This is a genomic window from Pantoea sp. Acro-807 (assembly GCF_011752675.1).
In the GTDB taxonomy this organism is placed as follows: Bacteria; Pseudomonadota; Gammaproteobacteria; order Enterobacterales; family Enterobacteriaceae; genus Pantoea; species Pantoea eucrina.
On the sequence record NZ_VWXE01000003.1, the window covers coordinates 68,014 to 93,958 of the forward strand.

Consider the following 25,945-nt stretch of genomic DNA (forward strand, 5'->3'; position numbering starts at 1 on the left):
GGTCGGTGTAGGGGCGCCATTAATGGCGCCCTGGTGACGGGCGGGCGGGGTCAGGGGTGCTGCAGGTTGACCTGCCAGATAGCAAAGCCCGTCTCGTCTGTGCCCACCGGCTTCATCGGATAGTCGGCATACTGGTTTATAAACTGCGTTGCTTTACTGCCCGGCGCCGTTTCAAAGCGAATATCCAGCGGCGTCTGGCTCTTTATGGGCGCTAAACGCCAGTTATGATCTGCCTGCGGCTGCACGGCGCCCTGTTGCTTACTCTGGCTGCTGATATAGGCTGCCACCACGGCGCGATTCTCATCCGGTGAGGCAAAGGCGACAAACGGTTCGCCGGTACCGGCAAACTTACCGCCCCAAGCGCGATAATTATTGGTCGCCACAAGGAAGGTTGCCGCAGGATCAACCGGCTTACCCTGCCACGTAAGCTGGCGGATGCGTGACGCATTTTGATTAATCAGGGCACATTCGCTGTCGTAGCGGGCGGGCTGCGTCACATCAATCTGATAATTCACGCCATCTATTACGTCAAAATTGTAAGTGCGAAAATCCCAGTTAATCAGCGACTGCGGCTTGCTGCTGTGTGGGTCAATCTGATTAAACTGCCCGGCTGAGCACTCCAGCCACTCCTTAACCTGAGCGCCGCTCACTTTCATTACAACCAGCGTATTGGGATAGAGATACAGATCGGCGGCGTTACGAAACGTCAGCTCACCTTTCTCAACCTCCACGTAGCTTGCAGGATCGTTTTTGCGGCCGCCCACCTTAAACGGAGCGGCTGCCGACAGCACCGGCAGACCTCCCAGATCGGGATCGCCCTGAATAAAGCGTTCGGTATAGGCGCGCTGCGCGTTATTCACAATCTGCACGGTGGGATCGTCCTGCACCAGCGCCAGATAGCTGTACATCACATCTGCTGCTTTGCCGATCGGTTTAGCGACAAACTCGCGCGTGGCGCGATGATCGTCTGCCAGTACCGCAACCAGTGCGGGATCCTCTGCCGCCAGCGATCGCTTCGCCGCTGCGTCATAAATCGGACGCGCAGCGGCAGTACCCTGCGTCACCTGCCACGATCCCCGATCGTTGCTCAGCACCAGATCGACCACGCCAAGATGATCGCCCCACATCCCCGGCATCACCGCGGGGATGCCGTTCAGCGTCCCCTGAGTGATATCCGCACCTTTAATGGCAGCAAACTCTTTAGAGGGAAATACGGCATGTGCATGACCAAACATAATCGCGTTGATACCCGGCACCTGGCTCAGATACCACACCGAGTTTTCCGCCATCGCATGATAGGGCTCGCTGCTCAGGCCGGAGTGGGGAATGGCAACAATAACGTCAGCCCCTTTTGCACGCATTTCCGGTACATAACGCTTTGCTGTTTCAGTAATGTCCTCAACCCGTACTTTGCCCTGCAGATTATTGCGATCCCATACCATAATCTGCGGAGGCACAAAGCCGATATAGCCGATTTTCAATGTGTGCTGAGCGCCGCTGCGATCGGTAACCGTGGTCTCTTTAATCAGATAGGGCGTAAACAGCGGCTTACCGCTGGCTTCATCAATGATATTGGCATTAACGTAAGGAAACCGTGCGCCTGCCAGCGCGCGCTGCAGATAAGGAAGGCCGTAGTTGAACTCGTGGTTGCCCAGGTTGCCGACCGCGTAATCCAGCGTGTTCAGCGCCTTATAAACCGGATGCACTTCGCCTGGCTGCAGCCCCTTTGCCGCCATATAATCGCCAAGCGGGCTGCCCTGAATGATATCGCCATTATCGACCAGCACGCTGTTTTTGCGCCCGGCGCGCGCCTGCTGAATCAGCGTGGCGGTACGCACCAGGCCAAACTTCTCCGTGGATTTATCTTTGTAATAATCAAAATCCATCATATTGCTGTGCAGATCGGTGGTTTCCAGAATACGCAGATCCACAGTCGCAGCCTGAGCGGTAGCGGCTGCCAGACACAGCGCCAGTAACGACATGTTCACTCTGAACACGGCTCTCTCCTTGTTTACCAAATAGGCCTCTCAAAATAATGTAAAACCATGACAAATTATCAGTTCAATTTGTGATAGATATCGGGGTTTTGCTTTTTTTCCGCGACCGCAGGCGATTCAGCAATGCGCCATAGTTACCCTTTGCAATCTATGGTATTGATATTACGATCTATTATTGAACACGATGCCGGGCAACAGACAGGCGGGGCTTTACCTGCCAGACTCTGAAGAGCAGCAGTCCGGGTCGGAAAGCGCATTTCTGCGAAAATGAGGTGAAGCATGTTAGAGAAAATTTGCCAGCTGGCGCGTGACGCAGGCGATGCAATTATGCAGGTCTATGACGGCGCACAGCCGATGGACGTGACCCGTAAAGCGGATGATTCACCCGTTACCGCGGCGGATCTGGCCGCCCATGATGTGATCATACAGGGCTTAAAAGCGATCGCGCCCGATCTGCCGGTCCTGTCTGAAGAGGATCCGCCAGCCTGGGCGATCCGCCAGCAGTGGCAGCGCTACTGGCTGGTCGATCCGCTGGATGGCACCAAAGAGTTTATCAAGCGTAACGGCGAATTTACCGTCAACATTGCCCTGATCGATCAGGGTAAGCCGGTGATGGGCGTCGTTTATGCGCCGGCGCTGGGCGTGCTCTATTCAGCGGCAGAGGGTAAAGCGTGGAAAGAGGAGGCGGGGCAGACTACCCGCATTCACGTGCTGGATGCGCGGCCACCGCTGGTCGTCGTCAGCCGCTCGCACGCTGACAACGATCCGGAGCTGAAGGAGTACCTGACGCAGCTGGGCGAACACCAGACCACGGCTATCGGTTCATCGCTGAAGTTCTGCCTGGTGGCCGAAGGTAAAGCGCAGCTCTATCCGCGCTTCGGGCCTACCAATATCTGGGATACCGGTGCAGGCCATGCGGTTGCGCTGGCGGCGGGGGCCCATGTGCATGACTGGCAGGGGCGTACGCTTGACTATACGCCGCGCGAATCCTTCCTGAATCCCGGTTTCCGCGTTTCTCTGTTTTAATGCATCGGGAGGCGTACGCCTCCCGTTATTTACGGCTGCAGCAGCGAGTGAAGCAGCGTCATCACCTCTTTAACTTCATCCTGCGTCAGCGCTCCCTCTTTCGCAAAACGGATATGTGCCGTTTTATCCAGCACCACTACGGTCGACTCCCCTTTTCCCAGCTGCCAGGCTTTTCGTGCGCTGCCGTTGCTGTCGATAATGAACTGCGACCAGGGGAACTGCGCTTTGTTACTTTCAATGCTATTGCGCACAAACATGCCGGTTCCCGGAATGGCGTCATCGGTATCGACCAGCGTGGTGGTCTGATAGCGATCGTGCGGTAGCTGGGCTGCTTTGATCGCCTCAATCAGCGCCGCGTTTTGCTCTTTAGCTGAGATGCGTCCGGCGAGATGCAGGATCACCCGTACTTTGCCGCTAAGCTGAGCGCTGTTCCACGGCTGATAGCTGAACTTATCCTGCTGATACATCAGCTCGCCCCGATCGGCAACACCCACCGGCGGCACGCGTTCGCCGGTTTTAAAAGCGTGTGCTGCTGCCAGGCCAGGCAATAGCAGGGCGATCGCAAGCAGGGGAAGGGCCAGACGCATAGAGTGCTCCTTAGTGATCAGACCAGTTGGTCATATTTTTGTCATGGTAAGCGCGGATGATGCGCCTGTCGCGAAAACATGGCAGCTTTGCAACCTGCGCCACAAATCTGTAACCAACAAAGGTTTATACTGGATTTTGTGAGCTGAATGACAGAGTTGTCTGTAATGATGTGTCAATTCAGTAAAAAATTCATGTTTCCGGAACCCGGATCAAAAATCCTGTTCTATATTTAGGCCTCATTTGCGCTTCATGAGTTCGTACCCATTTGGCAACGGCGAAGCGTATTACATCTGTTCAGGAGTTAAACAGCATGAAGATCTTCCAGCGATATAATCCGCTGCAAATTGCGAAATATGTGAAAACGCTATTTAAAGGAAGGTTGTATATCAAGGATGTTGGCGCGTTTGAGTTTGATAAAGGCAAAGTGATTTTGCCGCGCGTTAAAGATAAACAGCACCTCAGCGTAATGTCAGAAATCAATCGTCAGGTGCTGCGACTGCAGGCTGAGTATAACTAAGCGTTAAAATCAGGCAGTAAAAAGGGCGCCGCTGGCGCCCTTGATGTTTCTGCTGTTTCTGTTTTAGCGCTGTGGCTTCACGGCCATGCGCTTATCGATCAGGAGAGCGATGGATTTTCATCATCACTGGTTTTCACGCTGAGCGCCGGCGGGCGTTCATCAATACGCGTCACCAGCAGCTGATCGATACGGTAACTATCGATATCCACCACCTCAAACTTATAGCCGGAGAACTTCACGAAGTCGGTGCGCTTCGGGATTTTGCGCAGCATATACATCATAAAGCCGCCGATGGTCTCATAGTTGCCGGACTGCGGAAATTCATCAATATCCAGCACGCGCATAACATCATCAATCGGGGTGCCCCCTTCGACCAGCCAGGAGTTTTCATCGCGCGCGACAATCTGTTCTTCCAGCCCCTGACCCACCAGGTCGCCCATCAGCGTGGTCATTACGTCATTCAGCGTGATGATACCTACCACCAGCGCATACTCATTCATGATCACGGCAAAGTCTTCGCCGGCGGTTTTAAAACTCTCCAGCGCTTCCGACAGCGTCAGCGTATCCGGCACAATCAGCGCCGAGCGGATCTGGACGCCGCTGTTAAGCGCCATGCTCTGATTACCCAGTACGCGCAGCAGCAGCTCTTTAGAGTCAACGTAGCCGACGATATGATCGATATCGCCGTCGCACACCAGGAACTTTGAGTGCGGGTGCTGGGCGATTTTGGTTTTCAGGCTCAGCTCATCTTCACGCAGATCGAACCAGACGATGTTCTCGCGCGAGGTCATGGAAGAGGGAACGGTGCGCGACTCCAGCTCAAACACATTCTCAATCAGCTCATGCTCCTGCTTGCGCAGCACGCCGGCCAGCGCACCCGCCTCTACCACCGCATAGATATCGTCAGAGGTAATATCATCTTTGCGTACCATCGGCAGCTTAAAGAGACGGAAAAAGACGTTGGCGAGGCCGTTGAACAGCCAGACCAGGGGCCGCATGACCAGCAGGCAAAAGCGCATCGGATTGATGATACGCAGCGCGACGGCTTCCGGGGCGATCATGCCGACGCGCTTGGGCGTCAGGTCAGCAAACAGAATGAACAGGCTGGTTACGATGGTAAAGGAGCAGATAAAGCTGAGCTTTTCCGCCAGCTCAGGCTCCACAAAGCGGTTGAACAGGCTGCTGAAAGCGGGGGAGAACGCTGCGTCACCAACGATACCGCCCAGAATCGCGACCGCGTTCAGGCCGATCTGCACCACGGTAAAAAACATGCCGGGCTGTTCCTGCATCTTCAGCACGCGCTGCGCGTTGATATTGCCTTCATCAGCCAGCAGTTTAAGTTTGATCTTGCGGGCGGCCGCCAGCGAGATCTCCGAAAGAGAAAAAAAGGAACTGATGACAATCAGTAAAAGTATGACAAGCAGGCTATCTAGCATAAAAGATCCGTTGAGTTAATCACTTGTCATTTTTGGCCTGGGCAGCGCGAAGAGGGGTACGTCCGGTACACACCAGTCTGACAGGGCTATCCGTGCCAAAAATGTCTGCGCCAGTTCGACAATAGAAAGTAACGTCGGGGCAGAATTGAATGCAGGCAGGGCCTGCTGGTCGGTGATTATAGCAGCAGCGCCTGTCATGCCGCCAGAGGCACGATCGGTGACACCAGATTTATCCGACAGCAGCGCAGCGGCGCACAGAAGCACGGCATCCCGGTTGTATCACCGCGATCAATTACCGACAATAGCGATCAATTTGGCTTAGTCGTGGGTTTAACGTAGCCGCTTGCCCTAAAAGATGGCTATGCTGATGGGTAAATGGGGGAAGTGAAACCCTGCCTGACTGATTAACGCCCCTGCGGAAGGGGGGCAGGCATTGATAACAGGAGTACGCGTGCCGCGATTTCATGCTTATTGTTTGGCCAGCCTGCTGCTTGCTGCGCCTGCCGTTGAGGCAGCGAAAGTGCGACTGCAGGTAGAAGGTCTTACCGGGGATTTAGAAAAAAATGTCAGGGCGCGCCTGTCCACTATTGGCAGCGATGAAGTCTCCAGTGACGGGCGCTTTCAGGCGCGCGTCTCAAATGCCATTAAAGAGGGACTGCGCGCGCTCGGCTACTATGAACCGCAGATTGACTTTGAATCGCGTCCACCCCCGCCACAGGGTGGTCGTCCGGTTCTGATTGCCCATGTGACAGCCGGCGAACCGGTAAAAATCGGCGGCAGCACCATTGTGATCGAGGGTGAAGCGAAAGAGGATCCGGACTACCGGGCGTGGGTAAAGCAGGGCAGACCAAAAGTGGGCTCGCAGCTGAACCACGGCACCTACGATAAATTCAAAAGCGGTTTCTCTAACCTGGCGCTGCGTAACGGCTATTTTGATGGTGATTTCAAAAAGAGCCAGCTCGGCGTCTCCGCAGAGCGGCGGCTGGCTTTCTGGGATATCGATTACGACAGCGGCCCGCGCTACCGCTTTGGCGACGTCAGCTTTGAAGGCTCGCAGATAGATGAAGCTTACCTCCATAATCTGGTGCCGTTTAAGAAAGGCGATCCCTACAGTTCACGCGAGCTGGCTGAGCTGAATCGCCGCCTTTCCGCCACCGGCTGGTTTAACTCTGTCGTGGTGGCCCCGGAGTTTGATAAAGGGCGTAAAACCAAAGTGCTGCCGCTCAGCGCTGCACTTTCGCCGCGCGTGGAAAATACCATCGAAACCGGCGTAGGCTACTCCACTGACGTCGGCCCGCGCCTGAAAGGCACCTGGCGAAAACCCTGGGTTAACGATCGTGGCCACAGTCTTGCGGCCAGCGCCTATGTCTCCGCGCCGGAGCAGCAGCTCGATCTCAGCTACAAAGTGCCGCTGCTGAAAAGCCCGCTGGAGCAGTACTACACCTTTTCCGGCGGCCTGAAGCGTACCGATCTCAACGATACGAAATCGGATACCACAACGCTGGCGATGTCGCGTAACTGGGACAGCAGCTCCGGCTGGCAGAAAGCGGTTAACCTGCGCTGGAGTCTCGATCACTTTACCCAGGGTAACGTAACCAATACCACCATGCTGCTCTATCCGGGCCTGAGCCTGAACCGCACGCGGTCGCGCGGCGGGCTGATGCCCACGTGGGGCGATTCACAGCGCTATTCGGTCGACGTTTCTGATACCACCTGGGGTTCCGATGTCGACTTCCTGATCCTGCAGGCGCAGAACGTCTGGATCCGTACGCTGGCGGATAAACATCGCTTTGTGGCACGCGGTAACCTGGGCTGGATTGAAACCAATAATTTTGAAAAAGTGCCGCCCGACCTGCGTTTCTTTGCCGGCGGGGATCGCAGCATCCGCGGCTATAAATATAAAAATATCTCGCCGCGCGACGAAGAGGGCAAGCTGACCGGTGCCTCGAAACTGGCAACCGGATCGCTGGAGTATCAGTACAACGTCTCCGGCAAGTGGTGGGGCGCAGTATTTATCGACTCCGGGGAAGCGGTTAATGATATTAAGCAGAGCAACTTCAAGACGGGTGCAGGCGTAGGCGTGCGCTGGTCTTCGCCGGTCGGGCCCATTAAGTTTGATATCGCCCGGCCCGTTGGCGATGACAAGGAGCATGGATTGCAATTTTATGTCGGACTGGGGCCGGAACTATGAAGCTGTGGAAAAAGGTCCTGATTGGCCTGATTATTTTTCTGGTCGTTCTGCTGGGCAGCGTGGCGCTGCTGGTTGGCACGACGCCGGGTCTGCATCTGCTGCTGAAAGGGGCTGATCGCTGGGTACCCGGCCTCTCAATTGGCAAGGTTGAGGGCGGCTGGCGCAATCTGACGCTGAATAATGTGAAATATGAGATGCCGGGCGTCAGCGTGGATGCCGGGCGCTTTCATCTCGCACTGGATCTCAACTGTCTGCTGCACTCGTCGGTCTGCGTTAACGCGCTCGCGCTGCAGGATGTCAGTGTGGTGGTCGACAGCAAAAAAATGACGCCGGCCAGCGAGCCGCCGCCACCGGAGGAGTCGGGCAGTACTAATCTCAGCACGCCTTACCCGATCGCGCTGCGGAATGTCGCGCTGCACAATATCAACGTTAAAGTTGATGATACGGCGATTTCACTGCTCGATTTCAGCACCGGTCTGCAGTGGCAGGATCGGGCGCTAACGCTCTATCCTACCCGTATCCAGAGCCTGCTGATTGCGCTGCCAAAAGCGGCTCAGGTGGCGAATGAAGAGATTGTTCAGCCGAAAGTTCAGCAGCCGCAGCCGGACGAAAAACCGCTGGGCGAAACGCTGCAGGCGCTGTTTGCCAAACCGCTGCTGCCGGAGCTGCCTGACTTCCGTCTGCCGCTGGATATCACCGTCCAGTCGCTGCTCGGCGAGCAGCTGCGCATTACCGGGGATACGGATCTCACTCTCTCGCGCCTGCTGGTAAAAGCCAAAACGGCAGATACGCATCTGCAGCTGGAGACGTTTGATATCGATTCACCCCAGGGCCAGGTGAGCGCCCGCGGTGACGCGCAGCTGGCGGGCAACTGGCCGGTTAACTTCACGCTGAACGGCGCGCTGAATATCGATCCGGTAAAAGGCGAAAAAGTGAAGCTGACGCTGGGCGGTGAAATGCGCGACGAGCTGCAGCTGGGGCTGAACCTCTCCGGACCGGTGCGCGCGCAGCTTGCGGCGACGGCACAGCCTGCCGTCGCTGAACTGCCGCTGTCGCTGACGCTGACCAGCCCGCAGCTGCGCTGGCCGCTGACCGGACCGGTGCAGTACCAGGCAGATAATTTCGACTATCAGTTCAAAGGCAAAGCCACCGACTATGTGATGTCGCTGCGTACGGCGGTAAAAGGCGAGGCGATCCCACCGGCAACGATTACGCTCGATGGCAACGGCAACGAGCAGCAGTTTACGCTGGATAAACTGCGCGTCGCCGCGCTGCAGGGCAACATCGATCTCTCGGCGCTGGTGGACTGGCGCAAAGCGATTAGCTGGCGCAGCGAGCTGACACTGGCCGGTATCAATACGGCGAAGCAGTATCCTGACTGGCCTGCGAAGCTGGATGGCAAAATCACCACGCGCGGCAGCCTTTACGGCGGCAGCTGGCAGCTGCGCGTACCGCAGCTGGAGCTTAACGGTAACGTGAAGCAGAATGCCGTACGCGCGCAAGGTTCCCTGAGCGGTAACAGCTACAACCAGTGGAAAATCCCGGGCCTGAATGTGGCGCTGGGACGTAACTATCTGGATGTAAAAGGCGAACTGGGCGATACGCTGAATCTGGATGCGATTGTGGATGCACCGCGTCTCGACAACGCGCTGCCGGGCCTTGGCGGCGTCGTCAAAGGGGCTATCAACGCGCGCGGCACGCTGCAGGCGCCGCAGCTGCTGGCCGATCTTACCGCTACCGGCCTGCGCTGGCAGCAGCTGCTGATCCGCCGCGCCACGCTGCAGAGCGACATTAAGTCGGGTGAGCAGGTGGCCGGCAAGCTGCAGCTGCGCGTGGAACAGCTGCAGCAGGAGGCGCTGAAAATCAACCTGCTGACGCTGAACGCCGACGGCAGCGAGAAGCAGCATCAGCTGAAACTCAATGTTCAGGGTGAGCCGGTTTCAGGTCAGCTGGCGCTGAACGGCAGCTTTGATCGCCAGGCTGGCCGCTGGCAGGGGTCGCTGAATAATACCCGCTTTGATACGCCGGTCGGTGAGTGGCGCCTGACGCGCGCCATGGCGATTGACTATCTCAACAGCAAGCAGAGCGCAACCATTGGCCCGCACTGCTGGCAGAACCCCAATGCACAGCTCTGCGTACCGGAACCGATTGAGGCGGGCGCGAGCGGCCGGGCGCACGTTGTGCTGAATCGCTTTGATCTGGCGATGGTGAAGCCGTTTCTGACCGATGCCACCCGGCTTAGCGGTCTGTTCAGCGGGGATGTGCGCGTTAACTGGAGCGCGGACGGCGTGCTGCCAACCGGCACCGTGGCGCTGAAAGGCAGTGGCGTAAAAGTGGTGCAGGATGTGCAGGGCAATGCGCTGCCGATAGCGTTCGATACGCTGAACCTCAACGCGGCACTGCGTGACGGACGCGCGCAGCTCGACTGGCTGATCCGTATTGCTAACAATGGCCAGCTTAACGGCAACGTGCAGATCAACGATCCGCAGAACCGGCGGCAGCTCTCCGGCAACATCGGCATCAGCAACATCTCCCTGGCGATGCTGAATCCGGCGCTGTCGCAGGGCGAGAAGGTGCAGGGCAGGCTCAACAGCAATCTGCGGCTGGGCGGGACGCTGCAGCGTCCGCAGGTGTTTGGCCAGCTCGGCCTGAGCGATGTCAACGCCCAGGCAAGCTTTATGCCGGTGACGCTGACGTCGGCTAACCTGTACATGGTATTCAACGGCATGAGCTCTACGCTGAATGGTCTGATTCAGACGCAGCAGGGCAGCCTGAATCTGGGCGGAAATGCTGACTGGAGCCAGCTCGATAACTGGCGTGCGCGTGTCACGGCGCAGGGCAGCCGCATTCGCGTTACCGTGCCGCCGATGGTGCGCATGGATGTCTCGCCGGATCTGGTTTTTGAGGCGACGCCTGCCGCGTTCAGCCTGGACGGTAAAGTGGATGTGCCGTGGGCGCGTATCACCGTACAGGAGGTGCCGGCGAGCGCTACCGGCGTCTCATCGGATGAAGTGATGCTGGATGAGAACCTCAAACCTATAGCGCCAAAAACGGCTGCCATCCCGATTAACAGTAATCTGGTGATCCACGTCGGCAATGATGTGCGCCTCTCCGCGTTTGGCCTGAAAGCGCGCCTCAGCGGCGACCTGAAGCTGGTACAGGATAAAACCGGACTCGGCCTTAACGGGCAGATCAATATTCCGTCAGGCCGTTTCCACGCCTATGGGCAGGATCTGATCGTCCGCAAAGGTGAGCTGCAGTTTGCCGGCCCGCCGGATCAGCCGTATGTTAATCTGGAAGCGATCCGCAACCCGGATGCCACTGAAGATGATGTCACGGCGGGTCTGCGCGTGACCGGTCTGGCGGATGAGCCGAAAGTGGAAGTATTCTCCGATCCGGCCATGTCGCAGCAGGAAGCGCTCTCTTACCTGTTACGCGGTCAGGGACTGAACAGCGACGGTGACAGTAATGCATTAACCTCCGCGCTGGTGGGGCTGGGGGTTGCACAAAGTGGGCAGGTTGTGGGTAAAATCGGTGAGACGTTTGGCGTCAGTAATCTTGCGCTTGATACCACAGGCGTAGGTGACAGCCAGCAGGTTCAGGTCAGCGGCTATGTGCTGCCGGGGCTGCAGGTGAAATATGGCGTAGGTATCTTTGACTCACTGGCGACGCTGACTCTGCGTTATCGCCTGATGCCAAAACTCTATTTGGAAGCTGTGTCTGGTCTCGATCAGGCGCTGGATTTGCTCTATCAGTTTGAGTTCTAGCAATGCGAATAATTGTCTACGGCAGTTTACGGCGCAAGCAGGGAAATAGTCACTGGATGACCAATGCGCAGTGGCTCGGCGAGCACCAGATTAAGGGGTTTGACCTCTATAATCTGGGGCTTTACCCGGGTGTGGTGGAGGGCGAAGGAACCGTCCTGGGTGAGGTATACCGCATTGATGCCAGCACGCTCGGTGAGCTGGATGCCCTGCGCTGCAAGAACGGCGAGTATAAGCGTCAGCTTATTCAGACGCCTTACGGCAGCGCCTGGCTGTACGTCTACCAGCGCTCAGTCGCGGGGCGACCGCACATTGCCAGCGGCGACTGGCTGCAACGCGATGACGCTGCAGATGCATAAATAAAAACACCGCCGTAAAGGCGGTGTTTTTTTATCGGTAACGCGCATCTCAGCCGGTCTGCCCGGCAAAGATTATTTCTGCTGCGCGCGCTCGAAAGAGGTGGTGATTTCAGCTTTGGCCGCTTCTGCGTTATCCCAGCCGTCAACCTTCACCCACTTGCCTTTTTCCAGATCTTTGTAGTGCTCAAAGAAGTGGGTGATCTGCGCTTTCAGCAGCTCTGGCAGGTCGTTCACATCTTTGATGTGATCGTACTCTTTGCTCAGTTTGGTATGCGGCACCGCCACCAGTTTGGCATCTTCGCCAGACTCATCGGTCATCTTCAGAACGCCAACCGGACGGCAGCGGATCACTGAACCCGGCACCAGCGGATAAGGGGTTGGCACCAGCACGTCAACCGGGTCACCATCCAGTGACAGCGTGTTGTTGATGTAGCCGTAGTTGCACGGATAGAACATGGCGGTAGACATAAAGCGGTCTACAAACAGGGCGCCAGACTCTTTATCCACTTCATATTTGATCGGATCGGCATTCGCCGGGATCTCAATAATTACATAGATATCTTCTGGCAGATCTTTACCTGCAGGCACCTGGTTCAGACTCATCTGGCTTTCCTTCATTAGTCGTATGTTGAGTGACGGCTATTATAGCCAACTGACTCTGAAAGTATGCCCCCTTTTTGGCGTTTCGGAATGCTCCAAGCCCGCTACTTCGCCGTCACAAATAGCGAGACAATGCCCGCCGCAATCAGCGGCCCTACCGGCACGCCGCGAAAGAACGCCACGCCAATCACGGTACCAATCAGCAGCCCGGCAACCACCGATGGCTGAATGCTCATAAAGCTGACGCCGCGCCCGCCGAGCCACGCAACAAATACGCCAACCAGAATTGCCACGATGGACTGCCAGCTGGCAAATGATTTCAGCAGGGCGCTCACCGGCAGGGTGCCGCTCGCCAGCGGTGCCATGACGGCGACGGTCAGAATAATAATTCCCATCTGAATACCCTGTTTCTCCACGTAAGGGAAAAACTGCGCCAGCGGCGTGAGCTTGATGGCCAGCAGGATCAGAATCGAAATCGTCACAGCGCTGTTATGAACAAAATAACTCAGTATGGCGAGACAGATAAGGATCAGCGTTGAGGCGTAGGGGGCCATGATTTCTCCATAAATAATCAGCAGGCTGACAATGAGCCGTGCAACGGTTTGTCTGCTGTCCTTTATCAACCATCAGAAAAAATGGCGCAACCGGCTTATGCATAATTATCTCTGCTGCAGTAAAGAAAATTCACAGCATGAGCGATCATCATTCGCCCGATCGTCAGGCACCGGTAAAGTTTCCGCACGTCACAGCCGATAATTTCTTCGTTTAGGGTCACTGGATTCTCCCTTTTTTACCGCATACGGGAATTATCATGATTGCTCAGCTCTCGCTTCGCACTGCCTTACTTTCGCTGCTTATCTGCATGACGCTGCTGCTGCTGGCCGTCAGCGGCATGGGCATTTACGCCATCAATGCCGGTAATCAGTCGCTTAACGCCATCAATCGTATTCAGGGAATTGAACTGAATAGCCTTTATCAGAGCAACGCCGACCTGATGCGCGCACGCGCCAGCGCCGCGCTGGCGGTGCGCAAAATTGAGATTGGTCTGCTGGATGAGGGGACCGCCGTCACGAAGCAGGCCGCCGCGGACGTCGCCAGCTCGCAGCGGCATCTGCAGGCGTTTATCGACGCCGGCACCGTAACGGCTCACGGCAAAACGCTGGCGGAGGCGATCGCCGCCGCCTATAAAGCGTATCAGCAGGGTGCAGTTGCGCCGATGATGGCCGCGCTGGAAAAGCAGTATACCGATGAATATTACCAGGTACTGGAGGGCAATGTATCGCAGCTTGCGGCCCGCTATGCCGGTGCGGTTAACGCATTCAGCCTTTACGCCGATGAGGTCTCTGCCGCACGGCTGGCGCAGGCGGCGCACAATGAGTGGCAGATGAAAATCCTGATCGGCATTGCGGTGGCGCTCACCCTGCTGCTGACCGGCCTGGCCTGGCTGCTGCTGCGTCAGGCGCTGCTGCGTCCGCTGGAGAGCGCCGTCCGGCATCTTGAGCAGGTGGCGGCAGGCGATCTGTCGCAGCCGCTGCCAGCTGCCGGTCACAATGAGATTGGCCGTCTGAATCAGGCGCTGGCCGTTATGCAGCGCGCGCTGCGCCACTCTGTGAGTCAGGTGCGCGAAGCCAGCCTGCAGATCGATACCGGCAGCCGCGAGCTGGCGGCCGGTACGGTGCATCTCTCACAGCGTACCGAGGAGTCTGCCGCATCACTGGAGCAGACTGCTGCCAGCATGGAACAGCTCACCGCCACCGTGCGGCTCAACGCCGTTAATGCGCAGCAGGCAAATCAGCTCGCCAGCAGCGTCTCTGACACCGCCGGCCGCGGTGCCGAAGTGGTCTGCTACGTCATGGAGAAGATGCAGGAGATCACGCAGAGTTCCAACCGCATCGCGGATATCCTTAGCGTGATTGACGGTATTGCCTTTCAGACTAATATTCTGGCGCTTAACGCCTCGGTAGAAGCGGCGCGCGCTGGCGAGCAGGGCCGGGGCTTTGCCGTAGTGGCGAATGAAGTACGCACGCTGGCAGGACGCAGCGCCAGCGCGGCGAAAGAGATCCGGACATTGATCAGCGAGTCGCAGACGCGGGTTAAAGAGGGCAGTGAAATGGCGACGCGCGCGGGGGCGACCATGGATGAGATCGCCGGTGAAGTGATGCGCGTAACGACGCTGATGAAAGAGATCTCCGGTGCATCTGACGAGCAGAGTCGCGGTATTGAGCAGGTCAATATGGCGGTGACGCAGATGGATGAAGCGGCGCAGCAGAACGCGGCGCTGGTGGAGCAGGCGGGAGCCGCCACCCGGCTGCTGGAAGCGCAGTCGCAGCAGCTGCAGGCCTCAATGGCGCAGTTCCGCATCGCCGCGGCGTAAGCGCAAACCATAAAAAACCCGCTCAGCGGCGGGTTTTTTTACTGTCCGGCACGGCTCAGGCGCCGTGGTTATCCGGATATTCGCGGATAAAGCGCTCAACATCATCGACCATCGCTTCGTTACCACAGAAGAACGGGCAGCGCTGGTGCAGCGTTTCAGGCTGCAGGTCAAGAATACGGTTTTTACCGTCGCTGGCTTTACCGCCCGCCTGCTCGGCGAGAAACGCCATCGGGTTGCACTCATACAGCAGGCGCAGCTTGCCGTTGGGATGGCTGGCGGTGCTTGGGTAGAGGTAGATGCCGCCTTTCAGCAGGTTACGGTGGAAGTCTGCCACCAGCGAACCGATATAGCGCGAGGTATAAGGACGATGCGTGTCGATATCCTCTTCCTGGCAAAACTTCAGGTATTTCTTCACGCCCTGCGGGAAGCGAATGTAGTTACCTTCGTTAATGGAATAGGTGTAGCCCTTTGCCGGATAGGTCATGCGCTCGTGGCTCAGGCAGAAAACGCCGAGCGACGGATCATAGGTAAAGGCGTGCACGCCGACGCCGGTGGTATAGACCATCATGGTTGAGGAGCCATACACCACATAACCTGCGGCCACCTGCTGATTCCCCGGCTGCATAAAGTCCGCTTCTGTGATCGGCGTACCGGGTTCACTGATGCGGTGATAGATAGAGAAAATGGTTCCGACAGAAACGTTTACGTCAATGTTGGATGAGCCATCCAGCGGATCCATCAGCACCACATATTTGCCATCTTCCGAGCCTTCAAAGATAACAAACTCATCCTCTTCTTCAGAGGCGATGCCGGCAACCACACCACGCGCTTTCAGGGCAGCTTTCAGTTTTTCATTCGCGAAGAGGTCCAGCTTCATCTGCTGTTCGCCCTGCACGTTTTCCACGCCGCTGGCACCCAGAATATCCACCAGACCCGCTTTATTAATATCGCGGTGAATGATTTTAGCGCCCAGCTTAATGGAGGAAATCAGCGCCGTCAGTTCACCTGTGGCGTGAGGAAAGTCGTGTTGCTTCTCGACGATGAATTCGCCTAACGTTTTCATAACACATTCCCTGAATCTACGATGGAGTGGCAGCAGCTGTAACAAACTGCCAACGTATGCGTACGCAGTTTAGCCGATTGAACTTTAAAAACCATAGTCCTAATCCGTTTCTTCCCTTCAGACTCGGGGTTACACTGTGCGCCGAACTTTCAGTTAATGGATCTATTTATGCGCATTCACATCCTCGGCATTTGTGGCACTTTTATGGGCGGCCTGGCTATGCTGGCGCGTTCGCTGGGACATCAGGTAACCGGCTCGGACGCAAATGTTTACCCGCCGATGAGTACGCTGCTTGAGCAGCAAGGCATTGAATTAACTGAGGGTTACGAGGCGTCGCAGCTCGATCCGGCGCCAGACCTGGTGATTATCGGTAACGCCATGACGCGCGGTAATCCCTGTGTTGAAGCCGTGCTGGAGCGCAACATTCCCTACCTCTCCGGGCCGCAGTGGCTGCACGATTTTGTGCTGCGCGATCGCTGGGTGCTGGCCGTAGCCGGAACGCACGGTAAAACCACTACTGCCGGCATGGCAGCGTGGATCCTCGAGGCGTGCGGCCTCGAACCAGGCTTTATCATCGGTGGCGTGCCGGGCAACTTCGACGTCTCGGCAAAATTAGGAAAAAGCCCATTCTTTGTCATTGAAGCGGATGAGTATGACAGCGCCTTCTTCGACAAGCGCTCCAAGTTTGTGCACTACTGCCCGCGTACGCTAATCCTCAATAACCTTGAGTTTGACCATGCAGATATCTTCGACGACCTGCGCGCTATCCAGAAGCAGTTCCATCATCTGATCCGCATCATACCCGGCCAGGGCAAAATCCTGCTGCCGGAACACGATCACAACCTGAAGCAGGTGATGGCGATGGGCTGCTGGAGCGAGCAGGAGACCACAGGCGAACATGGCCACTGGCAGGCGAAAAAGCTGACGCCAGACGCCGCCCGCTGGGAAGTCTGGCTGGAGGGGGAAAAAGTGGCCGAGGTGAACTGGGGGCTGGTCGGCGAACACAATATGCATAACGGCCTGATGGCGATTGCCGCCGCGCGCCACGTGGGTGTGAAACCGGCAGATGCGGGCGAGGCGCTCAGCAGCTTTATCAACGCGCGCCGCCGGCTGGAGCTGCGCGGTGAGGTCAACGGTATCAAGGTCTATGACGATTTTGCCCACCACCCGACGGCGATACATGCCACGCTGGCGGCGCTGCGCAGCAAAGTAGGTGGCAGGGCGCGCATCCTCGCGGTACTGGAGCCCCGCTCCAACACCATGAAAATGGGGGTCAGTAAAAACGATCTGGCGCCGTCGCTGGGTCGGGCAGACAAGGTTTTCCTGCTCCAGCCGCACCATATTCCGTGGCAGGTCTCCGACGTGGCAGACGCCTGTATTCCGCCTGCGCAGTGGAGTGCGGACGTCGATACGCTGACGGAAATGATTGCGAAAGAGGCGCAGCCAGGCGACTCAATTCTGGTGATGAGCAACGGCGGGTTTGGCGGGATCCATCAAAAACTGCTGGAGCGACTGGGACGCTAAGGCCGTGGCGTCCTGCAGGACGCCTCCGGAGAGCGTGCGGCCGGCAGGCCGCCTCTTACGCTTCAGCCAGCTCGCGCAGATACTGGAAGATCTGCCGGGCTGCTTTTGGCGTTTTATTCGCCGCCTTCTCTTTCTGCGCGTTGCGGATCATGCTGCGCAGCTGCTGCCGATCGGCCTGCGGATAGAGCGTGATCACCTCGGTCATCGCGTCGTCACCCTGATCGATCAGGCGATCGCGCAGATGCTCCAGCTTGTGGAACAGCGCCACCTGCTGGTTGTGACGGTTTTTCAGCTTGTCCAGCGCCTGACGGATCGGATCTTCATCGCGCTGGCGCAGCATTTTACCAATCAGCTGCAGCTGGCGACGGCGACCCTCTTTCTTAATACGCTGCGCCAGCTCAATCGCGTTGCGCAGATCCTCATCGAGCGGGATCTTATCCAGGGAGTTTTTCCCCAGATCAACCAGCTCGGCACCGAGGCGTTTTAGCTCTTCGGCGTCACGTTTAATTTCACTTTTGCTGACCCAGATAATCTCTTCATCTTCTTCTTCCTGATTATCCGGTACATCGTCGAGCCAGTCTTCGGGCTGCCTGGTCATCTCTTGGCTCCTTAAAAAAAGAGGCTAATCCTACCAGTTTATCGGGCGACTGCGAAATTGTTCTCTGAGTCTGATAGACTCAACAGATTCACACTTAAGATTAGACGGCAGGTCGATGAACGTATCTACTCAGGTTGCAGAACAACGTAAAGCGCTGGAACAGGCTGTCGCCCAGGCGCTGGAACTCGCTAAAGCTCACACCGATGGTGCGGAAGTTGCGGTGACAAAAACCACCGGCATCGGCGTCAGCACGCGCTATGGTGAAGTGGAAAACGTCGAATTCAACAGCGACGGTGCGCTTGGTATCACCGTCTATCATCAAAACCGCAAAGGCAGCGCCTCATCGACCGATCTCAGTCCCGATGCCATAAAAAGCACCGTGCAGGCAGCGATCGACATTGCGCGCTACACCTCACCCGATCCTTACGCTGCACCGGCAGAGCGTGAACTGCTGGCGTTTGATGCACCCGATCTTGATCTCTACCATCCGTGGGAGATCGACGCCGATCGCGCCATCGAGCTGGCCGCGCGTGCTGAACAGGCGTCGCTGCAGGCGGACAAGCGCATTACCAATACGGAAGGTGGCAGCTTCAACAGCCACGTTGGCATCAAAGTGTTTGGTAACAGTCACGGCATGCTGCAGAGCTACTGCTCCAGCCGCCACTCGCTGTCGAGCTGTGTCATTGCCGAGCAGGATGGCGATATGGAGCGTGACTACGCCTATACTATCGGCCGCTCAATAGACGATCTGCAGAGCGCAGAGTGGGTCGGTAACGAGTGTGCCCGCCGCGTGCTGGCTCGCCTTGCCCCGCGCAAGCTGCCAACCATGAAAGCACCGGTGCTGTTTGCACCTGAGGTCGCCACCGGATTGTTTGGTCATCTGGTTGGTATGATCAGCGGCAGCAGCGTCTATCGCAAATCGACGTTTCTGCTCGACTCGCTGGGCCAGCAGATCCTGCCCTCATGGCTGACGATTCAGGAGCAGCCGCATCTGCTGAAAGGACTCGCCTCGACGCCGTTTGACAGTGAAGGCGTGCGAACCGAAGCGCGCGATATTATCAAAGAGGGTGTGCTGCAGAACTGGCTGCTGACCAGCTATTCAGCGCGCAAGCTTGGCCTGCAGAGCACCGGCCACGCGGGCGGCATACATAACTGGCGCATTGCCGGTCAGGGCCACAGCTTTGATGACCTCGTTAAACAGATGGGACGCGGCCTGATTGTCACTGAACTGATGGGTCAGAGCGTCAGCGCCATGACCGGCGACTACTCGCGCGGCGCGGCGGGCTTCTGGGTTGAAAACGGCGAAATTCAGTATCCTGTGAGCGAAGTCACAATTGCAGGAAACCTTAAAGAGATGTGGCGCAATATGGTTACGGTCGGTAACGACATTGAAACCCGCAGCAATATACAATGCGGATCGGTGCTGCTGCCGGAGATGAAAATCGCCGGACAATAACGACATCGCTTCCAGAAAGCAGCCGGCAAGGCTGCTTTTTTTTGCCCGATAATAATTAAAAGGAACACGTCATGCGTAAGCATTTAATTGCAATGTTGTCTCTGTCGTTACTGTTCTCTTCTGCCAGCGTGCTGGCGGCAGATCTTGAACAGGATATGGATACGCTGAAAGAGAACCTGAGCGTAGTGAAGAAAACGGATGACGCGCAGGAGATGCATACTGCGCTCGGTAAAATGCGCCAGGCCGCGCAGGATGCCAAAAATTCCACGCCGGACAAGCTGGAAGGGCAGCCGGCGGATAGCGCACAGATCAAAGATTATCACGCCGGTCTTGACGCACTGATTGCGCAGATTGACGTGGTCGACAAGCTCGCTCAGGCCAGCAAGCTGGATGAGGCAAAAGCCGAAGCGAAAAAACTGGAAGATATCCGCAATACCAACCATAAGAAATTCCGCTGATACTCGGGGCCAGCCTGCGTGCTGGCCCGCTTTACCGATCCTCCCCTGCACACTCCTCTGCAAATATATAACTTTCCCGCACGCCTGATGCATGCCAGCCGCTGGCATGCGCGATATGTGCTGTCTGCGATCTGACGCACCGCGCGTTGCCACATTTCCGTTTCAGGGTGGAAAAAGTGCGTCTCCACACGGCCGGACGGAACGCGTAGTTTGTTTTTTAACGCGAATTATCTGCCGTAAACAGGAGTAGAAGGGTGAGGAGTGATGCTGTCCCGCTGAACGCAGAAGCCGTTCAGGCGCTGGCGGATCGCATATTAAGTCAAATCGCGATCCTCTATACCGCGCACCAGATTAGCCCCACACCGGTGCAGCAGCAGATGCTGAATTCGCACGTTCAGGCGATGGCCAGCCGCTCGCTAAGCGGCGAGGCGCTGCCGGAGGTAGAAGCGGAGCTGTTTGATGATATTCCGCCTGACAGCCTGCAGCTGGCGCAACAGATCGTCGATCTGTTCGGCAATCTGCCGGTGGAAGAGGCCTGGCTGCTCTCGGTGCATATTGAAGTGGCGAAAAGTAACGACGCATAAACAGAGAGGAAGTGAACATGGTGACAGTGGTGATTGGCGATCGTCTGGGTAAAGGCCAGAAAGTGGCTGCCGGCATTGAAAAAGCGGGTGGACGCGCGGTGGTGGTGCCGGGCGTGGCAGCCGATATGAAGCTGGGTGATGTGATGAAAGCGGAAAACGCTGATTTCGGCATCTCTTTCTGCGGCAGCGGCGGCGCGGGTGCTATCACCGCGCAGAACAAATATGGCTACCGGGCGAAACATGGCATGCGCTCGGTAGACGAGGGCGTAACGGCGATCAACGAAGGGGCAACCGTGCTGGGCTTTGGTTTTATGGACAAAGAGGAGCTGGGCGAACGGCTGGTGCAGGCCTGGAACAAGAAGCACGGCAGCTGACGTATGAAACAGCACTATGAGACGCAGGTTATCGTGCAGGGGAAAGGCGATACCAAAGCAAAAGCCTTTGCCGATGCGCTCAGCAGCGTGCAGCAGCAGGTATTGCGCAACAGCCAGAAGCTGCTGCTGCGCATTGAGCCGCTGGATGTGCGGGTGCTGCACGCCAGGGTGCGTACCCGGCGGGAAAAATTTCTGTTTTTTTTCCTGGCGCGCGAGCGGCATCACTACAGCGTTGAACTGGAAATCAGCGTCAGCGTCACCGTTATCGATATGGAAAGCGTGACATTTACGGCGACACCCTGAACGCGCTGGTCTGGTCGTTATCCCGCCAGGAGAGAGGGCTTACCCGGCGCAACAATGACAATAAAGGGTACAACACTATGTTTCTCATCATTTTGTTTAAGTCGTTAATTATCGGCGGGCTGGTCGGCGTCGGAGTGGGAGCCGGCGCAGCGCGCATGTTCCACGCACCGGTCACACAGGGCATGGGTGCATTTCGTACCCTGGGCGAGCTTAACTCGTGTGAAGGCGACCCCGCTTCCCATTTCTCTTTTGGTCTCGGCTTCTTTTTCAACGCCTGGGCGTCCTCTGTGGCGGCTGGCTCCTTCACGCAGGATGTGGATCACCGCATTCTGCCGAACTGGGGTGCTGCGGCGCTGATGGTCAAAAATCGCAATGTGGCAGAGACGCTGCATAACCCGAAGCGTATGGCGATAGCGTGCGGCATCATCGGCATGATCGTCGTGGCTTTTCTGAACAGCACCGCCTCAGCCGTACCGGCTGCGCTGCAGGTGACGGCAGTCAAAGTGCTGGTGCCGGCGGCTAACCTGCTGGTAAACACCGTCATGCCGGTCATTTTCTGGCTGGCAGCCATCGACGCCGGCAAAAAATCGGGCTTCTGGGCCACCATCTTTGGCGGCCTGGCGCAGCTGATTATGGGTAATGCCGTACCGGGGCTGGTGCTGGGGATCCTGATTGGGAAAGGGGTAGAGGAGAGCGGCTGGAACCGGGTGACGAAAGTCATGATGGCGGCGATTGTGCTGCTGTTTGTACTGAGCGGCTTCTTCCGCGGGTTCGATATGAAACTGCTGCAATCTTTCCAGCTCGGCGTCCCTGGCTGGCTTGACATGATCCACAACAGCCTGAGCGGCAAATAAGGAGCCATCCATGAACGAACATGAAAATCGCGGCTTCTGGTATGCCGACTGGTCCTTCCCGATTTTTGTCGGTCTGCTCTCATCCGGCGTATTTGCCGGTACGCATATGTACTACCTCTACGGAATCGGCGCCTTTAACGAAGTGGCGTTTGTGTCGATGCTGCGCGCCGGCATGGAGACCGGCGTCTATGGAGCGGTCGCCGCGTTTGGCGCCAGCTTTCTGTTTGCCCGCATCATTGAAGGCTCGCTGGTCGGTATTCTGGATATCGGCGGTGCGATCCAGACCGGCGTCGGGCTGGGCGTGCCGGCGCTGCTGCTGGGCGCAGGCATTGTGTTTCCGGTCGCGAACTTTGCGGCTTCGCTGGTAACCGGTCTGGTGATCGGGGTGGCGATTGGTTACGTCATTATTCTGGCGCGCAAATTTACCATCAACCAGAGCGATTCCACCTATGGCGCCGATGTGATGATGGGCGCAGGCAACGCCTCCGGACGCTTTCTCGGCCCGCTGATTATCCTGTCGGCGATGGCAGCCTCCATTCCCATTGGCCTGGGCTCGCTCGCTGGCGCTCTGCTGTTTTACCTGTGGAACAAGCCGATTACCGGCGGCGCAATTCTGGGTGCCATGGTGCTGGGCGCGATGTTCCCGATTTCGCTGTAACAGGGCGGGCGCCATGAATGGCGGATGTAGGGGGCGCATTTATGCGCCCCTGGCCGCAAACGAGCTTACCTGTGGAACAAGCCGATTACCGGCGGTGCAATTCCGGGCGCCATGGTGCCGGGCGCGATGTTCCCGATTTCGCTGTAACAGGGCGGGCGCCATGAATGGCGACCCTGGGGTAAGGATGTAGGGAGCGCATTCATGCGCCTCTGGCCGCAAACGCAGTAAGGAGTAACCATGTTTGATCTGATTCTGCGCCGCGCACGACTGTGCGATGAGCAGCTGGTGGATATCGCTCTTCATGACGGCAAAATCGCCGTCGTCGGCAACGTCACGGGCAGCGCGCAGCAGGAGCGCGATCTGGCCGGGCGCTGGTACGTCAGCGCAGGCTGGATAGACAGCCACGTACACTGCTATGCAAAATCGCCTGTCTACCACGATGAAGCGGACGCTGTCGGCGTTGCGCAGGGCGTCACCACCGTGGTGGATGCCGGCAGCACCGGCGCCGACCAGATTGATGACTTCCGGCAGCTGACGCGCCACGCCACCACCGACGTCAGGGCGCTGCTCAACGTTGCCCGCACCGGGATAGTCACCCAGAACGAACTGGCGGACATGCGTCAGATTGATGAAGCAGCGGTGGTGCAGGCGGTCACGCGCCATCCCGGTTTCATTGTTGGTCTGAAAGCGCGCATGAGCAGCAGCGTGGTCGGGGAAAACGGCATTGCACCGCTGATCCGCGCCAAAGCGATCCAGCACGCTGCCGGCGATCTGCCGCTCATGGTACATATCGGTAACGATCCGCCGGTGCTGGAGGAGATCGCTGAGCTGCTGACCGCCGGCGATATCATTACCCACTGCTTTAACGGCAAACCTAACCGCATTCTCTCCGCGCAGGGTGAGCTGAAAGCGGCGGTCAGTCAGGCGCTGGCGCGCGGCGTCACGCTCGATATCGGGCACGGCAGCGCCAGCTTCAGCTTTGCGGTGGCGCGACAGGCGATCGCCCGCGGCATTCTGCCCGATACCATCAGCTCCGATATCTACTGTCGCAACCGCCTGCACGGGCCGGTACACAGCCTCGCGCACGTGATGTCTAAGTTTCTTGCGCTGGGCATGACGCTGCCGCAGGTGATCGCCTGCGTGACAACCCAGGCAGCAGCGGCGCTGCGCCTCAGCGGCAAAGGCGATCTGACGCCGGGCAGCGATGCCGATCTGACTATTTTCAGTGTGAATCAGGAGACCCGTCCGTTTACCGATGCAGAGGGCGAACAGGTGGCGGGAGAGCACCATTTTTTGCCGGTGGCTGTGACAGTGGCAGGCCAGTGGCATCTGACCGAAGAGGGAAAGCGTCATCATGTCTTCAGTTTATGAAAAATATCACCTGAAACAGGTGATCAACGCGTCAGGCCGTATGACTATTCTGGGCGTCTCGACGCCGGCACCGGAGGTGGTGGAAAGCGTCAGCTATGGCCTGAACCACTACTTTGAAATGAAAGATCTGGTGAACCATACCGGTGACTACATTGCCGGACTGCTGCAGGCAGAAAGCGCCGTCGTGGTCTCCTGCGCCTCGGCGGGTATCGCTCAGTGTGTGGCCGGGGTCATTGTGAAAGATAACGCCTGGCTGCTGGATAACCTGCACGCGGCGCCGCTCACGGTTCCGCATGAGATCGTCGTGCCTAAAGGGCACAACGTGAACTACGGCGCGCCGGTCGGCACCATGGTCGCGCTGGGCGGTGGCCGGCTGGTGGAAGCGGGCTACAGCAACGAGTGTTCCGCCGCGCAGCTGGCAGCGGCGATCACGCCGGCTACGGCAGCGCTGCTCTACGTAAAATCGCACCATTGCGTGCAAAAAAGCCACCTCAGCGTGGCGCAGGCGGCAGAAGTCGCGCAGCAGCATGGCATCCCGCTGATTGTGGATGCGGCGGCAGAAGAAGACCTGCGCTGCTACTACCAGATGGGTGCTGACCTGGTGATCTACAGCGGTGCCAAGGCGATAGAGGGTCCCTCCAGCGGACTGGTGGTAGGGCGCAGCCGCTGTGTCGAATGGGTAAAACGGCAGAGCAACGGCATCGGTCGTGCGATGAAAGTGGGCAAAGAGGGGATCCTGGGCCTGACGCAGGCCATTGAGCGCTATCTGTCGCAGCCAAAAACCAGCGGCAGCGAGATGGTTCAGCACATGACGCCATTTATCGACCAGCTTAACCAGCTGCCGGGCGTCACCGCGCGGGTGGTATGGGACAGCGCCGGGCGCGATATTGCGCGTACAGAGATCCATTTCGATGAAGCGCTGACCGGCTGGGCAACCGGCGATCTCGTCCAGGCGCTGAAAAACGGCGACATCGCTATCTATTTTCGCGGCTATAAGGCAAACGAAAGCATTATCGAAGCCGACGTGCGCAGCGTTACTGCCGCGCAGCTGCAGACTATCTTCAGCCGTATTGACGCGCTGCTGGCAGAAAGGAACAACGCATGAAGCTGACCCCCGATTTTTATCAGGATCGTCTCTGTCTCAACGTACTGGCGGGCTCAAAGCAGAACGCACGCGACATCTGGCTGGCAGCAGAAGGGCATGTGCTGGTTGGCGTGCTGTCAAAAAATTATGCCAGCCACGACGCGGCGCTGGCTGACATGCGCGATTACGCCGCGCTGATTGATAACGCGCTCTCTATCGGTCTCGGGGCCGGCGATCCGCGTCAGTCTGCTATGGTGAGCGAACTGGCAGCGGTGCTGCAGCCGCAGCATGTCAATCAGGTGTTTACCGGAGTCGCGACCAGCCGTGCGCTGCTGGGACAGTCGCAGACGGTGGTAAATGGTCTGGTCTCCCCCAGCGGGACGCCAGGGAAAGTGAAGATCTCAACCGGTCCGCTAAGCTCGCAGGCGGCGGAAGCGATTGTGCCGATCGACAGCGCCATCGCCATGCTGCAGGACATGGGCGGCAGCTCGGTAAAATTTTTTCCGATGGGCGGTCTGAGCGCGGTGGCGGAGTATCGCGCGGTCGCAGAGGCGTGCGCCCGGCGCGATTTCTGGCTGGAGCCCACCGGCGGTATCGATCTGCATAATTTTGCGGAGATCGTGCAGATCGCGCTGGAGGCGGGCGTCAGTAAAGTGATCCCGCACGTTTACAGCTCAATTATCGACAGCGCAAGCGGTGAGACGCGCATTGACGATGTGCGCCAGCTTCTGGCAACGTGCAAGGCACTGCTGCAATAACTTCGTTA

Annotated in this window: 24 protein-coding genes; 17 read left to right on the plus strand and 7 right to left on the minus strand. The window is 57.5% G+C overall.

What is annotated here, in order from left to right; genetic code table 11:
* Window positions 1–50: 50 nt before the first annotated feature.
* Window positions 51–1,997 carry a bifunctional 2',3'-cyclic-nucleotide 2'-phosphodiesterase/3'-nucleotidase gene (locus F3J39_RS09120; protein ID WP_166714092.1) on the minus strand — a complete coding sequence of 649 codons (1,947 nt, stop codon included), beginning with the start codon at window positions 1,995–1,997 and terminating at the stop codon, window positions 51–53.
* 279 nt (window positions 1,998–2,276) lie between these two features.
* Here F3J39_RS09120 and cysQ point away from each other — a divergent pair, with 279 nt between their 5' ends.
* The gene (cysQ, locus tag F3J39_RS09125) at window positions 2,277–3,023 is read left to right on the plus strand and encodes a 3'(2'),5'-bisphosphate nucleotidase CysQ (protein ID WP_113655517.1); all 747 of its coding nucleotides are present in this window, start codon (window positions 2,277–2,279) and stop codon (window positions 3,021–3,023) included.
* Between the two features lie 29 nt (window positions 3,024–3,052).
* Here cysQ and F3J39_RS09130 read toward each other — a convergent pair whose 3' ends face one another.
* Complete coding sequence (locus tag F3J39_RS09130; protein WP_039380588.1) at window positions 3,053–3,610, minus strand: YtfJ family protein; 558 nt, start codon at window positions 3,608–3,610, stop codon at window positions 3,053–3,055.
* Window positions 3,611–3,921: 311 nt separating this feature from the next.
* Between F3J39_RS09130 and F3J39_RS09135 the strand changes: the two genes are divergently transcribed.
* On the plus strand, window positions 3,922–4,128 hold the full coding sequence (locus tag F3J39_RS09135) for a DUF1107 domain-containing protein (RefSeq protein ID WP_039380586.1): 207 nt from the start codon (window positions 3,922–3,924) through the stop codon (window positions 4,126–4,128).
* Window positions 4,129–4,226: 98 nt separating this feature from the next.
* Here F3J39_RS09135 and F3J39_RS09140 read toward each other — a convergent pair whose 3' ends face one another.
* Complete coding sequence (locus tag F3J39_RS09140) at window positions 4,227–5,564, minus strand: hemolysin family protein (protein WP_039380584.1); 1,338 nt, start codon at window positions 5,562–5,564, stop codon at window positions 4,227–4,229.
* A 451-nt stretch (window positions 5,565–6,015) separates the two neighbouring features.
* On the opposite strand from F3J39_RS09140, the gene F3J39_RS09145 reads away from it, so the two are divergent.
* Genes F3J39_RS09145 through F3J39_RS09155 form a run of 3 tightly spaced genes read left to right on the plus strand, consistent with a single transcriptional unit; the run spans window position 6,016 to window position 11,878 of the window.
* Window positions 6,016–7,755 (plus strand): autotransporter assembly complex family protein, encoded by a 1,740-nt coding sequence (locus tag F3J39_RS09145; protein WP_039380582.1) that lies wholly within the window; start codon window positions 6,016–6,018, stop codon window positions 7,753–7,755.
* Entirely contained in the window at window positions 7,752–11,522 is a 3,771-nt protein-coding gene (locus tag F3J39_RS09150; protein WP_166714093.1) for a translocation/assembly module TamB domain-containing protein, read from the plus strand. The genes F3J39_RS09145 and F3J39_RS09150 overlap by 4 nt, the downstream gene beginning before the upstream one ends.
* A gap of 2 nt (window positions 11,523–11,524) precedes the next feature.
* On the plus strand, window positions 11,525–11,878 hold the full coding sequence (locus tag F3J39_RS09155; RefSeq protein ID WP_039380578.1) for a gamma-glutamylcyclotransferase: 354 nt from the start codon (window positions 11,525–11,527) through the stop codon (window positions 11,876–11,878).
* 72 nt (window positions 11,879–11,950) lie between these two features.
* Here F3J39_RS09155 and ppa read toward each other — a convergent pair whose 3' ends face one another.
* Both ppa and F3J39_RS09165 read right to left on the minus strand, forming a co-directional pair.
* Window positions 11,951–12,481, minus strand: coding sequence for an inorganic diphosphatase (ppa, locus tag F3J39_RS09160; protein ID WP_166714094.1), 531 nt, complete (start codon window positions 12,479–12,481; stop codon window positions 11,951–11,953).
* Window positions 12,482–12,582: 101 nt separating this feature from the next.
* Window positions 12,583–13,032: a DUF441 domain-containing protein gene (locus F3J39_RS09165; RefSeq protein WP_039380575.1), complete on the minus strand. Its 450-nt coding sequence runs from the start codon at window positions 13,030–13,032 to the stop codon at window positions 12,583–12,585.
* 260 nt (window positions 13,033–13,292) lie between these two features.
* Here F3J39_RS09165 and F3J39_RS09170 point away from each other — a divergent pair, with 260 nt between their 5' ends.
* On the plus strand, window positions 13,293–14,852 hold the full coding sequence (locus F3J39_RS09170; RefSeq protein ID WP_039385652.1) for a methyl-accepting chemotaxis protein: 1,560 nt from the start codon (window positions 13,293–13,295) through the stop codon (window positions 14,850–14,852).
* A 55-nt stretch (window positions 14,853–14,907) separates the two neighbouring features.
* On the opposite strand, the gene fbp is transcribed toward F3J39_RS09170, so the two are convergent.
* On the minus strand, window positions 14,908–15,915 hold the full coding sequence (fbp, locus tag F3J39_RS09175; protein ID WP_039380574.1) for a class 1 fructose-bisphosphatase: 1,008 nt from the start codon (window positions 15,913–15,915) through the stop codon (window positions 14,908–14,910).
* Between the two features lie 168 nt (window positions 15,916–16,083).
* On the opposite strand from fbp, the gene mpl reads away from it, so the two are divergent.
* The gene (gene mpl, locus F3J39_RS09180) at window positions 16,084–17,439 is read left to right on the plus strand and encodes a UDP-N-acetylmuramate:L-alanyl-gamma-D-glutamyl-meso-diaminopimelate ligase (RefSeq protein ID WP_039380571.1); all 1,356 of its coding nucleotides are present in this window, start codon (window positions 16,084–16,086) and stop codon (window positions 17,437–17,439) included.
* 55 nt (window positions 17,440–17,494) lie between these two features.
* Here the strand turns inward: mpl and yjgA are convergent, their stop codons facing one another.
* Window positions 17,495–18,037, minus strand: a complete 543-nt coding sequence (gene yjgA, locus F3J39_RS09185) for a ribosome biogenesis factor YjgA (RefSeq protein WP_065648113.1) — start codon at window positions 18,035–18,037, stop codon at window positions 17,495–17,497.
* Between the two features lie 115 nt (window positions 18,038–18,152).
* Here yjgA and pmbA point away from each other — a divergent pair, with 115 nt between their 5' ends.
* From pmbA to F3J39_RS09240, 10 genes are all read left to right on the plus strand, one after another.
* Window positions 18,153–19,493: a metalloprotease PmbA gene (gene pmbA / locus F3J39_RS09190; RefSeq protein WP_094111026.1), complete on the plus strand. Its 1,341-nt coding sequence runs from the start codon at window positions 18,153–18,155 to the stop codon at window positions 19,491–19,493.
* A 71-nt stretch (window positions 19,494–19,564) separates the two neighbouring features.
* Entirely contained in the window at window positions 19,565–19,951 is a 387-nt protein-coding gene (cybC, locus tag F3J39_RS09195; RefSeq protein WP_071669184.1) for a cytochrome b562, read from the plus strand.
* Window positions 19,952–20,205: 254 nt separating this feature from the next.
* Entirely contained in the window at window positions 20,206–20,535 is a 330-nt protein-coding gene (locus F3J39_RS09200; protein WP_039380564.1) for a glycine dehydrogenase, read from the plus strand.
* A 17-nt stretch (window positions 20,536–20,552) separates the two neighbouring features.
* Window positions 20,553–20,909, plus strand: coding sequence for an SFCGS family glycine-rich protein (locus F3J39_RS09205; RefSeq protein WP_039380562.1), 357 nt, complete (start codon window positions 20,553–20,555; stop codon window positions 20,907–20,909).
* A 3-nt stretch (window positions 20,910–20,912) separates the two neighbouring features.
* The gene (locus tag F3J39_RS09210) at window positions 20,913–21,212 is read left to right on the plus strand and encodes a DUF4312 family protein (RefSeq protein ID WP_071669186.1); all 300 of its coding nucleotides are present in this window, start codon (window positions 20,913–20,915) and stop codon (window positions 21,210–21,212) included.
* A 77-nt stretch (window positions 21,213–21,289) separates the two neighbouring features.
* Window positions 21,290–22,066: a DUF4311 domain-containing protein gene (locus F3J39_RS09215; protein ID WP_071669187.1), complete on the plus strand. Its 777-nt coding sequence runs from the start codon at window positions 21,290–21,292 to the stop codon at window positions 22,064–22,066.
* A gap of 10 nt (window positions 22,067–22,076) precedes the next feature.
* The gene (locus tag F3J39_RS09220; RefSeq protein WP_039380556.1) at window positions 22,077–22,724 is read left to right on the plus strand and encodes a DUF4310 family protein; all 648 of its coding nucleotides are present in this window, start codon (window positions 22,077–22,079) and stop codon (window positions 22,722–22,724) included.
* A gap of 237 nt (window positions 22,725–22,961) precedes the next feature.
* Window positions 22,962–24,095: an amidohydrolase/deacetylase family metallohydrolase gene (locus F3J39_RS09230; RefSeq protein ID WP_166714095.1), complete on the plus strand. Its 1,134-nt coding sequence runs from the start codon at window positions 22,962–22,964 to the stop codon at window positions 24,093–24,095.
* A complete protein-coding gene (locus F3J39_RS09235; protein ID WP_039380551.1) occupies window positions 24,079–25,200 on the plus strand; it encodes a DgaE family pyridoxal phosphate-dependent ammonia lyase in 1,122 nt (373 codons plus the stop codon). Before F3J39_RS09230 ends, F3J39_RS09235 begins: the two co-directional genes overlap by 17 nt.
* On the plus strand, window positions 25,197–25,937 hold the full coding sequence (locus F3J39_RS09240) for a KDGP aldolase family protein (protein ID WP_104085390.1): 741 nt from the start codon (window positions 25,197–25,199) through the stop codon (window positions 25,935–25,937). Before F3J39_RS09235 ends, F3J39_RS09240 begins: the two co-directional genes overlap by 4 nt.
* Window positions 25,938–25,945 lie beyond the last annotated feature (8 nt).